Annotated in this window: 12 protein-coding genes and 1 tRNA gene; 8 read left to right on the top strand and 5 right to left on the bottom strand. The window is 61.5% G+C overall.

Going from position 1 to position 12,961, the window contains the following annotated elements; genetic code table 11:
• Positions 1-193: 193 nt before the first annotated feature.
• The 4 genes from ACSQ83_RS01045 to trmB all read left to right on the top strand — a co-directional run bounded on the left by ACSQ83_RS01045 (position 194) and on the right by trmB (position 2,246).
• Positions 194-517: an EthD family reductase gene (locus tag ACSQ83_RS01045; RefSeq protein WP_436226961.1), complete on the top strand. Its 324-nt coding sequence runs from the start codon at positions 194-196 to the stop codon at positions 515-517.
• Positions 518-644: 127 nt separating this feature from the next.
• Positions 645-1,217: a YggT family protein gene (locus ACSQ83_RS01050; RefSeq protein ID WP_436226962.1), complete on the top strand. Its 573-nt coding sequence runs from the start codon at positions 645-647 to the stop codon at positions 1,215-1,217.
• A gap of 82 nt (positions 1,218-1,299) precedes the next feature.
• Positions 1,300-1,373, top strand: a tRNA-Gly gene (locus ACSQ83_RS01055).
• Between the two features lie 120 nt (positions 1,374-1,493).
• Entirely contained in the window at positions 1,494-2,246 is a 753-nt protein-coding gene (gene trmB / locus ACSQ83_RS01060; RefSeq protein ID WP_436226963.1) for a tRNA (guanosine(46)-N7)-methyltransferase TrmB, read from the top strand.
• Positions 2,247-2,354: 108 nt separating this feature from the next.
• Here trmB and ACSQ83_RS01065 read toward each other — a convergent pair whose 3' ends face one another.
• The 3 genes from ACSQ83_RS01065 to ACSQ83_RS01075 form a co-directional block, all read right to left on the bottom strand.
• The gene (locus ACSQ83_RS01065) at positions 2,355-3,188 is read right to left on the bottom strand and encodes an undecaprenyl-diphosphate phosphatase (RefSeq protein WP_414947973.1); all 834 of its coding nucleotides are present in this window, start codon (positions 3,186-3,188) and stop codon (positions 2,355-2,357) included.
• A gap of 81 nt (positions 3,189-3,269) precedes the next feature.
• Positions 3,270-3,857 (bottom strand): DUF1439 domain-containing protein, encoded by a 588-nt coding sequence (locus ACSQ83_RS01070; RefSeq protein ID WP_436226964.1) that lies wholly within the window; start codon positions 3,855-3,857, stop codon positions 3,270-3,272.
• 64 nt (positions 3,858-3,921) lie between these two features.
• Positions 3,922-4,236, bottom strand: a complete 315-nt coding sequence (locus ACSQ83_RS01075) for a YkgJ family cysteine cluster protein (RefSeq protein ID WP_436226965.1) — start codon at positions 4,234-4,236, stop codon at positions 3,922-3,924.
• A 147-nt stretch (positions 4,237-4,383) separates the two neighbouring features.
• On the opposite strand from ACSQ83_RS01075, the gene hemN reads away from it, so the two are divergent.
• From hemN to ACSQ83_RS01090, 3 genes are all read left to right on the top strand, one after another.
• Positions 4,384-5,769, top strand: coding sequence for an oxygen-independent coproporphyrinogen III oxidase (hemN, locus tag ACSQ83_RS01080; RefSeq protein WP_436226966.1), 1,386 nt, complete (start codon positions 4,384-4,386; stop codon positions 5,767-5,769).
• 103 nt (positions 5,770-5,872) lie between these two features.
• Positions 5,873-7,075, top strand: a complete 1,203-nt coding sequence (locus ACSQ83_RS01085; protein WP_414947969.1) for an efflux RND transporter periplasmic adaptor subunit — start codon at positions 5,873-5,875, stop codon at positions 7,073-7,075.
• A 14-nt stretch (positions 7,076-7,089) separates the two neighbouring features.
• Complete coding sequence (locus ACSQ83_RS01090) at positions 7,090-10,308, top strand: efflux RND transporter permease subunit (protein ID WP_414947968.1); 3,219 nt, start codon at positions 7,090-7,092, stop codon at positions 10,306-10,308.
• A gap of 107 nt (positions 10,309-10,415) precedes the next feature.
• Here ACSQ83_RS01090 and ACSQ83_RS01095 read toward each other — a convergent pair whose 3' ends face one another.
• Both ACSQ83_RS01095 and ACSQ83_RS01100 read right to left on the bottom strand, forming a co-directional pair.
• The gene (locus ACSQ83_RS01095) at positions 10,416-10,883 is read right to left on the bottom strand and encodes a DUF2442 domain-containing protein (RefSeq protein WP_436226967.1); all 468 of its coding nucleotides are present in this window, start codon (positions 10,881-10,883) and stop codon (positions 10,416-10,418) included.
• On the bottom strand, positions 10,867-11,118 hold the full coding sequence (locus ACSQ83_RS01100) for a DUF4160 domain-containing protein (protein ID WP_436226968.1): 252 nt from the start codon (positions 11,116-11,118) through the stop codon (positions 10,867-10,869). The genes ACSQ83_RS01095 and ACSQ83_RS01100 overlap by 17 nt, the downstream gene beginning before the upstream one ends.
• A gap of 387 nt (positions 11,119-11,505) precedes the next feature.
• Here ACSQ83_RS01100 and ACSQ83_RS01105 point away from each other — a divergent pair, with 387 nt between their 5' ends.
• Positions 11,506-12,882: an amidase gene (locus ACSQ83_RS01105; protein ID WP_436226969.1), complete on the top strand. Its 1,377-nt coding sequence runs from the start codon at positions 11,506-11,508 to the stop codon at positions 12,880-12,882.
• Positions 12,883-12,961: the final 79 nt, after the last annotated feature.

Here is a 12,961-nt window from a genome sequence, read left to right on the forward strand (position 1 = left end):
CTATCGTGATGCCCGGCGCGCCAGTGTGGCAAAGCCGCCGAGGGTTCGGGCACGGGCAGGAAGCGAGCAACATAAGTTCCAACCCGCGTTTTTGGAGCCGGGTTCAGAACGTGGACCGTACGTTGATCCAGGCGAAGCTCCGGCTTCGGCCGCCGCCCTCGACGCCAACCCATTCCAGCTACGAGAACGAACAATGATCAAGGTGAGCTTTTTTTATCCGTATGGCGAGAATGCGCCCTTCGACATCGACTACTACTGCACGAGCCACATGCCGTGGGTGGCCGGTTTGCTGGGCTGCGCGTTGAAAGGCTGGTCGGTCGATGCAGGCCTCGCGGGCGGCGCGCCGGGTTCAACGCCCACATATATTGCGGCGGGCCACCTGCTGTTTGATTCCGTCGATGCCTTTACCACCGCGGTCTCGCCACATGCGAAAGCCTTCTCCGCGGACATCGAGAACTATTACCCGGACGGCGTTGCGCCGGTCGTGCAGGTCAGCGACGTGCGCGCCGCCAGCTGACCGGCCGTTGCTGATTTATTGCTAATTTATTGATAAGGCCGGGCGGTTTCCGTCGCGGCTTTGCCAGGCCCTCATATCACCTCGCGCGGCCATGAACGCCGCGCTTTTGCCTTGAAAAGGATTTGAGATGTTCGGCGAGATCGCCCGTTTTCTACTCAACACAATCTTCACGTTGTTCGGCGCTGCGCTGTTGCTGCGCGCCTGGATGCAGGTCGTCCGCATGCCGCCGTACAACCCGGTGTCCAACGCCGTGATGCAAGCCACGAACTGGCTCGTCCTGCCGTTGCGCAAGATCCTGCCGGCGTCCAAGACCATCGACTGGGCGAGTATTGTCGCGGCGGTCCTTGCGGCGGTGGTATTCGTGATCCTGCTGGTCCTGCTCGCGGGCGTCGATCCCGTCGGACTCGTGCCCATGCTGCCCACGCTGTTGCTGGTCGCGGTAATCACCGTCATCAAATGGGCGCTGAACCTCATTATCTGGATGACGATCCTGATGGCGTTGCTGTCATGGCTCAATCCGCAATCCCCGGCCATGCCGCTGCTGTACCAACTCACGGCGCCGTTTCTCGAGCCGCTGCGGCGCGTGTTGCCGCGCATGGGGGGTATCGACTTGTCGCCTATCCTGCTGTTCGTGATCGTTCAGGTACTGCTGATGGTCGTGACGCGGCTGGCCGTGACCATGACCATGTTCGGGGTGTGATATCGGTGTTGACGCTTTAATCAGCTGTCGATCCGGGTTAAGTTGCGGTAGACGCGGTATTCCGCGTAAAATCGCGGTCTCTGCGGGCGTCGTATAATGGTAATACCCTAGCTTCCCAAGCTAGAGCCGTGGGTTCGATTCCCATCGCCCGCTCCAGTTTTCGTTCACAAAAAGCCGCCTTCCAAAAGGCGGCTTTTTGATTTACAGCAGCGCCAGGTTTGCCTCGCGTTGGTTTGCCGCAAACTCCGCTCAACCTCAAAACCCGCGTCCTTTCCGATGATCCACGATCCCACTCCCAACCCAGACGAGACCAACGAAAGCGACGAAGCCGCCGACAGCGCGGACGCGACCAGCACGCTTCGTCATCGGCGGATTCGGAGCTTCGTCACGCGTGCGGGGCGGGTATCCACGGGACAGCGTCGCGCACTCGATGAATTCGGTCCGCGTTTTATCGTGCCCTACGCGCCGCAGCCGCTCGACTGGGACGCCGCGTTTGGGCGCCATGCGCCGCGGGTGCTGGAGATTGGCTTCGGTATGGGCGGGACGACGGCGGAAATCGCGTCGGCACGTCCCGGCGACGACTTCCTCGGCATCGAGGTGCATGAACCGGGCGTGGGCGCGTTGCTGAAACTGATCGGTGAACAAGCGCTGACCAACATTCGCGTTGTCCAGCACGACGCCGTGGAAGTGCTCGAACATATGATCGCGGCAGACAGCCTCGATGGCGTCCACATCTATTTCCCCGATCCATGGCACAAGGCACGTCACCATAAACGCCGGCTGATCCAGCCGAAGTTCGTGGCGCAGTTGGTGTCGCGGCTGAAGCCGGGCGGGTATATCCATCTAGCCACTGACTGGCAGAACTATGCCGAACAGATGCTCGAGGTATTGTCGGCGGAGGCGGCGCTGGAAAATACAGCCGCCTCGGATTACGCGCCACGTCCCAACTATCGGCCTGTGACCAAGTTCGAGCGGCGCGGCTTAAAGCTGGGGCACGGCGTTTGGGATCTCGTGTTCAAGCGCCGCTGAACGACACCAACGAAAAAACAGGCCGTTCCAACTCACGTTGAAACGGCCTGTTTTGGTATGCGCTTGCGGACTTTTAGACCTTGCCCCAAGGGCAAGACAACATCGAAATCAATCCGCCCAACTCAACCCGCCGCTATATCCCACGATCAGGATCAGCAGCCCAAAGCCGATCCGGTACCACGCGAAAGCCGTGAAATCGTGCGTGGCGACGTAGCGCAGCAACCATCGAATACATATAAATGCGCTGACAAAAGCAGCCAGCAGCCCGACGATAAACAAGCCCACCGAATCGACGGACAGCGTACGCCAGTCCTTCGCAAGCTCGTAAAGCGTGGCGCCGAAGATAATCGGAATGGCGAGGAAGAAGGAAAACTCGGTAGCAACTTTACGTTCCAGCCCGAATAACATCCCGCCGATAATCGTTGACCCCGAACGCGACGTGCCGGGAATCAGCGCGAAGCATTGGGCGAGACCGACCTTGAAGGCATCGGCGTAAGAGAGATCGTCCACCGACGTCACCCGCGCCGCGACATTGCGCTCGCGATGCCGCGCTTCCGCCCACAGGATCACGACACCGCCCACGATCAGCGCCACGGACACCGGCACAGGCGCAAACAACACGGCTTTGATGTGCTTTTCGAACAGCAGGCCGAGCACAACTGCCGGAATGGTCGCGATGATCACGTTCAGCGTGAACCGGCGCGCCTTGGGCTGCGTGGGCAAGCCGGCGACGATCGAGCCGATCTTGCGCCGGTATTCCCAGACGATCGCGAGAATCGCGCCGAACTGGATCACGACGTCGAAGGTTTTCGCCTGAGCGTTCGTGAAATTCAGCAGACTGCCCGCAACAATCAGGTGTCCCGTACTCGATACCGGCAAAAACTCAGTCAAACCCTCCACCACACCCAGAATCAGCGCTTTGCAAAACAGAATCCAGTCCATCGCTCCGCCCTTTTGGCATAGTCTGGCCGTCGCCAGCCAATCGTTCGGGCACGCGCGTCCTGGGATTGCGTCGGGAAAATACTACTTCTCGACGATCTGCACACGTATGCCGTTTGTAAGGACGGTGATTGTACCGGGTTCGTAGTTAACACCGGCAAACTGTAATTGTTCTGGCTTGAATGTGTAGATTGGGTAACGGTCCAGGAACTGCGTCGCCATGACCGCGCCGACCGCGTTGATCTGCTGGGTATATTGCGCAGCATCGCCGGAAACCTGGACATCGTCGACATTCGGCGACATCAGGATGACCGAATGACTTGGGGCATCGTAAGCAAGCTGACTGGAAAGAGTAAACACGCCGGTCACCGGATTCGGCATGAACGGCGTGGCAAGCCGTGCGTCCAGCCGAATGGTCACCCGGTTGCGATCGGGCGAGAGACCCACTAGCGGATTGCTCAGCATGACATCGAAGATCTGCGAGGCCGTGCGCTGCAGCGGAAACTTGCGCTGCACCGCGTCCTGGACTTGCGCCTGGCTGAACGTGTAGTGATCGGGGATGAACGGAAATATCGCGGCGGCGCATCCCTGGGTTCCTAGCGCCACCGCACTCGCGCCGCCGAGGGCAACGAGCAGGAACCGGCGCCGCTTCGGCGCAACGGCTTGATTCATGCGAAATTCTCCAGTGACTTGAATCTGAACTTGGATTTGGATTTGAAACTGAGCGTTCGACCGGCTAAGCGCGCTCAGGTTGCTTATCGGGTCGCTTATCAGGTTGTGTATCTGCTTCGAGTTGCGTGAGCCAGGCCAGCGCGTAAGCACGCGTGTCGCCGCACATGGACTCCGATGGCTGCAGGCCCGAGCAGCACGCCGGCCTGCGCGGATCGCCGAAAATCGCACAGCGCAGATCCTCCCCAAGCTGGACGCAGCGCACGCCGGCCGGCTTGCCGTCGGGCATGCCGGGAATCGCGCTCGAGATGGACGGCGCAATGCAGCAAGCGCCGCAGCTTTCGCGGCACGCGTGGGCGGGGTTCAGATCCTGGATGAGCATTGGTTCGGCAGTTCGGGCACATGCGACGCCGCATGCAATACATTACGCAACCCGGCATTGTGCCACCGCGGGACTGCGGCGTTATCACGCAAGAAACAGGGGTATGGGTCCGCTAGACTCGAAGCACCCTGTCCGAGTCTGTCCGCAATGTCCCTCTTCCGTCCCGATCTGCTCTCTAAATACGACACGGCCGGTCCGCGTTATACGTCGTATCCCACTGCCGTTCAATTCACAGATACCTTCGATCCCGCCCATTACCACCGAGCGGCGGCGGACTCGGGCGCGGCATCGTCGGATCTTTCGCTCTACTTCCATATTCCGTTTTGCGACACCGTCTGCTTCTACTGCGGTTGCAACAAGATCGCTACAAAAAATCGTGCGCACGCGCGTCCCTATCTTGATCGGCTGAAACGGGAACTTGTGTTGCAGGCGAAATGTTTCGATACCAACCGCCCGGTGTCGCAATTGCATTGGGGCGGCGGCACACCGACGTTTCTATCGCACGACGAAATGGGCGAGCTCATGGCCGCGACAGCCGAGTCGTTTCACCTGCTGCCCGACGCAAAGGCCGAGTATTCGATCGAAGTCGATCCGCGCGAGGCATCGGCGGAAACCATCGGCGTATTGCGCGACCTGGGTTTCAACCGGCTGAGCTTCGGCGTGCAGGATTTTGATCTGCGCGTGCAGCAAGCGATCAATCGCGTTCAGCCGCTCGAAATCACGAAGACGGTCATGTCGGCGGCGCGGGCCGAAGGGTACAAGTCGGTGAGCGTCGATCTGATCTATGGCTTGCCGCATCAGAACGTGGAGAGTTTTAGCCGCACGCTCGACACCATTATCACGCTCGCACCCGACCGGCTTTCCGTGTTCGGCTATGCGCATATGCCAACTCTTTTCAAGATGCAGCAGCAGATGGACGAAGCTACGTTACCCTCGCCGGCTATGCGTCTCGCGATTCTCGAACGGGTTATCGAGAAACTGACCGAAGCGGGTTATGTGTACATCGGGATGGATCATTTCGCATTGCCACACGATGAGCTCGCCATTGCGCAGCGAGCGGGCACGCTGCATCGAAATTTTCAGGGGTACAGCACGCAGGCGGATTGCGATTTGATTGGTTTGGGGGTTTCTTCGATCGGCAAAGTAGGCGATGTCTACGCGCAGAACGCCAAGGACATGGCCGGTTACGCCGCAGCGATCGATCGCGGTGAGCTTGCTATTGCGCGAGGCGTCCAGCTAAGCGCCGACGACCGTCTGCGGCGTGACATCATCACTGAAATCATGTGTCAGTTTTCACTGCGCTTCGATGCAATGGAAGCGGCTTACGGGATTCAATTCGAAGTTGCCTTTGCAAACGAGCTGGAGCGCTTGAAATCGCTGGAAGCCGATGGGCTCGTCAAGGTAAGTCACGATGGCATTGAGGTGCTTCCCGCCGGCCGCCTGCTCGTGCGTAACGTGGCCATGATCTTCGATCGATATCTTGCCAGGAACGTCGTTGGGAATACTACACGGCGATTTTCACGGACGATTTGATCCGTAGTCGCGGTCGGCCGCCCGCGCTTGCTTCAGCAACTTTGACGCCGGCCAGCCGTAAATGCGCTATCGTGCGGCGTGCTTCACGCTCCACTTAAACGCAATGCATTCATCGAAAAAACGGAACCTCTTTCTCGCGGCGATCGTGGTAGTCATCGTGCTGGCGCTCGGCGTCACGCACACGCTCAGAAAACGCGCAAAAGTCAGTGCTTCAGCAGCATCACCGGCTTCCGCGAACGAGTCCGTCATCGAATTCACGCCTGGCGACCTTGCCGCGCTCACGCGCCACACCCTCGCTGAAACGCTGCCGCTCACCGGTTCACTTCGGGCCGTCACGCAAGCTGCCGTCAAGGCGAAAGTGGCAGGCTCGGCGCTCGATGTCCGTGCGCGCGAGGGGGACACCGTCAAGGCTGGACAAATCCTCGCCTCCATCGACGCCCGCGACTACACCGCGCGGGCCGAGCAGTCTCGTGGGCAAATGGCCGCCATGGCCGGCCAGCTGGATATCGCGAAACAAACGCTCGAGAACAATCGCGTGCTGGTCGAAAAAGGCTTCATCTCGAAGAACGCTTTCGATACCGCGCAGAGCCAGTACACCATCGCCGCCGCCAATCTCGCGGCCGCGCGCGCGGCGCTGGCGTCATCGAATTTGTCGGTGGCGGACACCATCGTGCGTGCGCCGTTCAGCGGTCAGATTGCATCGCGCAGCATTGAACCCGGCGAACGTGTAGCGGTGGACAGCAAATTGTTCGATGTCGTCGACCTGACCCAACTCGAACTCGAAGCGCCCGTGCCCGTGGGGGAAATCGGCCGTGTCCGGATCGGCCAGCCGGTGTCGATTCGTTTCGATGGCATCGACGCACCGGTTGTTGCCAGCGTCACGCGCATCAATCCCGCCGCGCAACCAGGCTCGCGCTCGATCATGGTCTATATCCGGGTGCCCAATCCGGATGCCACACTGCGCGTCGGCATGTTTGGGACGGGCAGCGTGACGGTGGGCAGCACCCCGAACGCGCTGGTGGTGCCGGCATCGGCGGTGCGCACGGACGGCGCGAGCCACAGCGTCTACGCCCTCTCCGGCGGCAAACTCGTTGAAGTACCCGTCGCCACCGGGGCAACCGGCGACGCCGATGGCGCGAGCTGGACTCAGCTCGTCAATCCGCCGCTCAAGGAAGGCCAGCAGGTCGTGAAGAATAATCTCGGCGCATTGCGCATCGGCAGCACCGTGCGGATGGTCGGGCTGGCCGCTGGTCTACCTACGGCCGCAACGCCGGACCCAGCGGCTTCCATGCCCGCTGCTCAATAGCGGAGCCGCATGCCATGTGGTTCACGCGCATCAGCATCAACAACCCCGTGTTCGCCGCCATGATGATGGCGGCGTTTCTCGTGATCGGACTGTTCTCGTACGAGCGCCTGAAGGTCGACCAGTTTCCGGATATCACGTTTCCCGTGGTCGTCGTGCAGACGGCGTATCCGGGGGCATCGCCGGAATCGGTTGAATCCGACGTGACCCGCAAGATCGAGGAAGCCGTCAACACGATTAGCGGTATCGACGAAATTTCATCGCACTCCTATGACGCGTTGTCGGTGGTGATCGTCCAGTTCGATCTCTCGGTGAACGTCATGCAGGCCGCGCAGGATGTCCGCGACAAGGTGGCGCTGATCCGGCCCGATCTGCGCGACGGCGTGAAGGAACCGCGCGTGTTGCGCTATGACCCGGCCGACATGCCGATAGTCACGGTTGCCGTCTCCAACGCGCCGGGCGCGGCGCTGAGCACGCGCGACCTCACGACTACCGCCGACCAGGTCGTGCGCAAGCGCCTGGAAACCGTGCGCGGCGTGGGCTCGGTGAGCATTGTGGGCGGCGTGAAGCGGCAGGTTCGCATCGATGTCAGCCCGGATCGGCTGCAAGCACTGTCCGTTGGCGTGGACCAGGTGATTCGCGCCGTGCAGAACGAGAATCAGGAGATTCCGGCGGGGCCGCTGACGTCGGCCGGCGTTGAGCAGACCGTGCAGGTGAAGGGCCGTTTCCAGACGCCCGATGACTTCAAACGCATTATTGTCGCGCGTCGCGGCGTGTCGAATGCAGGGCACGCCGTCACGCTGGATCAGGTGGCGCAAGTGGTCGACGGGCAGGAAGAGCCCGACAGCATGGCGCTGCTGAATGGGAATCGCGCGTTGTTTTTATCGGTGGTCAAGGCGCAGGGCGAGAACACGGTCGACGTCGCGCACGGCATCCGGGCCGAAGTCGAAGCGCTGCAAAAGGCGCTGCCGCCGGGCGTCAAACTGGATATCACAGACGACTCGTCGCTCGATATCGAAAACAGTGTGAACGAAGTCAAAGGCACGTTGCTCGAGGGCGCGCTGCTGACCATCGCGATCGTGTTCCTGTTCCTGGGTTCGTGGCGCAGCACCGTGATCACCGGGCTCACGCTGCCCATCGCGTTGATCGGCACGTTTGCACTCATGTTCGCCGCCGGTTTCACGATCAATGTCATCACGCTGATGGCGTTGTCCCTGTGCGTCGGCTTGCTGATCGACGACGCAATCGTGGTGCGCGAGAACATTGTCCGGCACGTTCAACTCGGCGCGGATCACCGCACGGCAGCACTCGATGGCACGAAGGAAATCGCCCTCGCCGTGCTGGCAACAACGTTTTCGATAGTCGCGGTGTTCCTGCCGGTCGGGTTCATGAGCGGCATCATCGGCCGGTTCTTTCACCAGTTCGGTGTGACGGTCGCGGCCGCCGTGCTGATCTCCATGTTTGTCTCGTTCACGCTCGACCCCATGCTCTCGTCGATCTGGCCCGATCCCGCACTGCACGTGCGCGGCACACGCCATCTCGCGCGCTTGCTCGCCTTCTTCGAGCGCGGCGTGGAACGGCTCGCGCAGTTCTATCAGCGGCTGCTTGGCTGGTCGCTCAGGCATCGCGTCGCGACCCTTTCTGTCGCGGCAGCCACCTTTATTGGCAGTCTGTTCCTCGTGCCGCTGATCGGCACCGAGTTCGTACCCAATGCCGATTTTTCCACCACGCAGATTGGCTTGAACACGCCCGTGGGAACGTCGCTGGAAGCGACCGCCGACAAAGTCCGCCAAGTCGAAGCAGCACTCGCGTCATACCCCGAGGTGCGTTATAGCTACGCCACGATCAACTCCGGCAATGCGCAAGGCAAGAACAACGCGCTGATCACCGTGCGTCTGAAAGAAAGGCGCGAACGTACCCGCGGCGTGCTTGAATTGAACCAGGTGTTCCGCACCCGCCTTCAGAGCATTGCCGGAATCGTGGTGACCGAGATCGGCATGCCTGACGGCGCTGGATCAAGCAAGGCTGTGCAGTTCAGCCTGCAAGGCGACAATCTGGACGAACTCCGGCGTCTGTCCGACGACGCACAGCAGCGCTTGCGGAAGATTCCCGGGCTCGTCGACCTGGACGCGAGCCTGAAGGACGACAAACCCATTGTTGCTATCGACATCCGTCGAGAACTCGCTTCGGACCTTGGCGTGGGCGTAGCCGAAGTCGGTCAGGCGCTGCGCCCGCTGCTGTCCGGCGACGCCATCAGCACATGGCGCGCGCCGGACGATCAGGATTACGACGTGAGCGTGCGCTTGCCCTCGGCACAACGCCGAAACGTCGATGACCTGTCAAAGCTGATGATTGCCACCAGTCGCACCGACGCCAATGGCGCGCCGCTACTCGTGCCTTTGCGGCAGGTCGCCGCGATCACCGAGACGACCGGGCCGGACGTGATCAGCCGGCGGGATCTGTCGCGGGAAGTCGAGATTTCGGCAAACGTCCTGGGACGTTCACCGGGCGAAGTCGCCGCCGACGTACAGAAAACCCTCGACGAGATGCACCTTCCCGCGGGCTACCGATACCGTTTCGGCGGCTCCACAAAAAGCATGAACGAGTCGTTCATCTACGCGGTCCAGGCGCTGATGCTCGCCGTGATCTTCATCTACATGATCCTCGCGTCGCAATTCGGCAGCTTCCTGCAACCGCTCGCGATCATGACGTCCTTGCCGCTTACGCTGGTGGGCGTGCTGCTTGCGTTGCTGCTGTTTGGCAGCACCCTCAACATGTTCTCGATCATCGGTTTCATCATGCTCATGGGCCTTGTCACGAAGAACGCGATCCTGCTCGTCGACTTCGCGAATCAGGCACGGCGCGGCACCCTGCTCGATGCAGCGGGCACAGGCCATCCGATGACCCGCACCGACGCGTTGCTGGAAGCGGCACGCGTGAGGTTGCGGCCAATCCTGATGACCACGCTCGCGATGATCTTCGGCATGCTGCCGCTCGCGCTGGGCCTGGGCGAAGGCGGCGAGCAACGGGGGCCGCTGGGCCAGACCGTGATTGGCGGCGTGATCACCTCGTCTTTGTTGACGCTGGTGGTCGTGCCCGTGGCTTATACGGTCCTCGATGATTTCGGCGCGTGGGTCGCGAGAAAATGGAGGCGTGGTGCGAAGGGAAAAGCGCTCACCGCACCTCCGTCCGAAGCTTCTCGCGATATGGCAGCCGAGGCGGACCGCGTTCCCTGATGCGATTACGACGCAGCGTAATCGCGCTTCACGTTCGAGGTCGCGCCGGCAAGAACGCCGCCGGGCTTGCGTTGCATTGAGTACAGGTTGCGCTATTACCCCAACAGCTATTCCTTCGCAAGCGCAGCAACTTCTTCACGTTCCTCGCTTTCCACCGTGATCTTGCGGGGCCGGCCGCCACGCGCCCCGTTCGCGCGCGCCGCAGCCGCTTTGGATTCACTTCGGCTTGCCCCTCCTTGCTTGCCCAGCCGCCTGGCCATGAACGAGCGGGACCCCAGCACACCGGCAAGTAGCGGCGCCACGAGAATGTCGGCGTCGACGATAGGGAAATACAGCCCCGTGCCAGACGCCGTGATTTCGATCTCGTTCAGGTCACTGTCCGAAGCATTTTCCAAACCCTGAATAATCCGCGCAGGAATTGCGAACAACGCGCCATTCGACAGTTCGATAGCCACCCTGCCGTCCGCCGGGTTGAACGAGACAAACACGGCGACCGGATGTTCGGCGACGTGCTTGCGCATCCGCTCTTCGGCTTCGCGCATCTGGTGTTCGGTGATATCAACAAAAGCAGTCATGAAGTGTTTTCCATTCAGTGCACAGCGAGCCGACTACGTTTTGCATCCGGCGAGCGAAGGTATTTGCATCGACACGTGAGAAACCGTGATTCTTTTGCAAGGCCGGCGGTCCGCCCGGACATTGCAGGTTGAAGATGGCGTGCTGCTTGCCATCAAGCACATGCACGTGAGCAGGCTGATGGTCGTTCAGATAAATCACGACGCGGGCAGCGCCGATGCGGAAAATCGTTGGCATGTAGTCACTCTATCGGTTAGCTTCAGGCAAGTAAACCCAAACGCTTGGGTTTACTTGCAACTGTTGTTTTCCGCCGCAAAAGACTGCCTGCAGGGGACCCGCCAAGCTTAGGGAGGAACCAATGGCGGCGCTATCAGCCGGATGGCCGAGAAGCCCGGTTTATCAAGCGCTACGCGCGTCGCTTCGAGTATTTATTACTTTGCTGGCTTAGAATGACAGCCACCTTTGGGCAGGTTGCATCAGGTGCTCCATTGCGCTCGTCGGCACGGCAAGGCCACAACGTCACAATGAGAACGGATCGCTCACCGCGCCGCATTTGCGCTTAGTGCAGGACGTCCGACTTTGCCCATTTTGCAGCCCGCCAAGCCACCGTTTTCTCTCGACATCATGCCCATCACTTCGCCTCAATTCGTGCCTCTTGCCCAACTCGCCGCCGCGCTTCGCGACGGTAAAACCACCAGCCGCGAGTTGGTCGAACAGGCGCTCGAACGCATTGCAGATCCTTCGGGGCAGGGAGCGGTTTCCTTCCTGCACGTCGATGCAGAGCGCGCCCGCGCCGCCGCCGATGCCCACGACGCGTTGCGCCGCGCGGGCACCGTCCTCTCGCCGCTGGCGGGCATTCCAGTGTCGATCAAGGATCTCTTCGATATCGAAGGCCAGGTAACACGCGCCGGTTCTCGGGTACTGGCCGACGCGCTGCCGGCCAAGGCTGACGCACTCGCCGTTGCCAGGTTGCGGCGCGCGGGCGGCGTGATCGTCGGGCGCACCAACATGAGCGAGTTCGCGTTCTCCGGGCTCGGACTGAACCCGCACTACGGAACGCCGCGCTCGCCGTATCGGAGCAATGTGGCGGGCGATGAGCGGATTGCCGGAGGATCGTCATCAGGCGCGGCGGCGTCGGTGGCCGATGGCATGGCCGCCATCGCGCTCGGCACCGACACCGGCGGCTCCATCCGCATCCCGGCCGCGCTCTGCGGACTCACCGGCTTCAAGCCGACCGCTGCCCGCGTGCCTACGCAAGGCGGCGTGCCGCTTTCCACCACGCTGGACTCGTTCGGGCCGATCGGGCTGTCGGTGGCGTGCTGCGCGCTTGTCGACCGTATCCTGGCGGGCCGCGACTCCGGCGTGCCCGCGACCCGGCCGCTGGACGGCGTACGTCTCGGCGTGCTGACGAACTTCGTCATGGAGGGTGTCGACGAGACGGTTGCGAGTGCCTACTCCGCGGCAATCGGGCATCTGTCGGCTGCGGGTGCGCTGGTGGAAGACGTGCGCTTTGCGCCGCTCGAACGACTCGCCGGGGTCAATCGATTCAGCTTCGCGTCAATCGAGGCCTATGCGTGGCATCGGCCGTTATTGCAGGCACACGCTGATCAATACGATCCGCGCGTGCGCGTGCGGATCCTGAAAGGCCAGCCTGCGAGCGCGGCTGATTACATCGACTTGTTGCAGGCGCGCGCCACGATGATCGAGCAGGCGCGCGCGCTGTGGCAACGGTTCGACGCCATCGTGTGTCCGACCGTGCCCATCGTGCCGCCGCGCGTGGCTGACCTCGAACACGACGACGAAGCGTTCGGCCGGATCAATGCGCTGATCCTGCGCAACCCTTCCGTTTTCAATTTCCTCGATAGTTGCGCGTTGTCGCTGCCGTGCCATCCGCGGGGCGAAGCGCCGGTCGGCCTCATGCTGGCCGGGGCGCCGTTCGGCGACGACGCGCTGCTCTCCATCGGTCGCGCAGTGGAAGCCGTACTCGAAGCCACTCGCTGAGCCGTCCACGCTGCACACCGCGCCTGAAACCGCCCGGCGACTGTGATCGCGATAGAATTCCCACGCCGGATGTGCCCTT

It is taken from the genome of Caballeronia sp. LjRoot29 (assembly GCF_964252755.1).
Lineage (GTDB): Bacteria > Pseudomonadota > Gammaproteobacteria > Burkholderiales > Burkholderiaceae > Caballeronia.

Coding starts and splice junctions, on each gene's coding strand:
- ACSQ83_RS01045 (WP_436226961.1), top strand. CDS start 194: ATGATCAAGGTGAGCTTTTTTTATCCGTATGGCGAGAATGCGCCCTTC.
- ACSQ83_RS01070 (WP_436226964.1), bottom strand. CDS start 3,857: ATGAATCAAGCCGTTGCGCCGAAGCGGCGCCGGTTCCTGCTCGTTGCC.
- ACSQ83_RS01100 (WP_436226968.1), bottom strand. CDS start 11,118: ATGCCAACGATTTTCCGCATCGGCGCTGCCCGCGTCGTGATTTATCTG.
- ACSQ83_RS01105 (WP_436226969.1), top strand. CDS start 11,506: ATGCCCATCACTTCGCCTCAATTCGTGCCTCTTGCCCAACTCGCCGCC.
- ACSQ83_RS01095 (WP_436226967.1), bottom strand. CDS start 10,883: ATGACTGCTTTTGTTGATATCACCGAACACCAGATGCGCGAAGCCGAA.
- ACSQ83_RS01085 (WP_414947969.1), top strand. CDS start 5,873: ATGCATTCATCGAAAAAACGGAACCTCTTTCTCGCGGCGATCGTGGTA.
- hemN (WP_436226966.1), top strand. CDS start 4,384: ATGTCCCTCTTCCGTCCCGATCTGCTCTCTAAATACGACACGGCCGGT.
- ACSQ83_RS01090 (WP_414947968.1), top strand. CDS start 7,090: ATGTGGTTCACGCGCATCAGCATCAACAACCCCGTGTTCGCCGCCATG.
- ACSQ83_RS01075 (WP_436226965.1), bottom strand. CDS start 4,236: ATGCTCATCCAGGATCTGAACCCCGCCCACGCGTGCCGCGAAAGCTGC.
- ACSQ83_RS01065 (WP_414947973.1), bottom strand. CDS start 3,188: ATGGACTGGATTCTGTTTTGCAAAGCGCTGATTCTGGGTGTGGTGGAG.
- ACSQ83_RS01050 (WP_436226962.1), top strand. CDS start 645: ATGTTCGGCGAGATCGCCCGTTTTCTACTCAACACAATCTTCACGTTG.
- trmB (WP_436226963.1), top strand. CDS start 1,494: ATGATCCACGATCCCACTCCCAACCCAGACGAGACCAACGAAAGCGAC.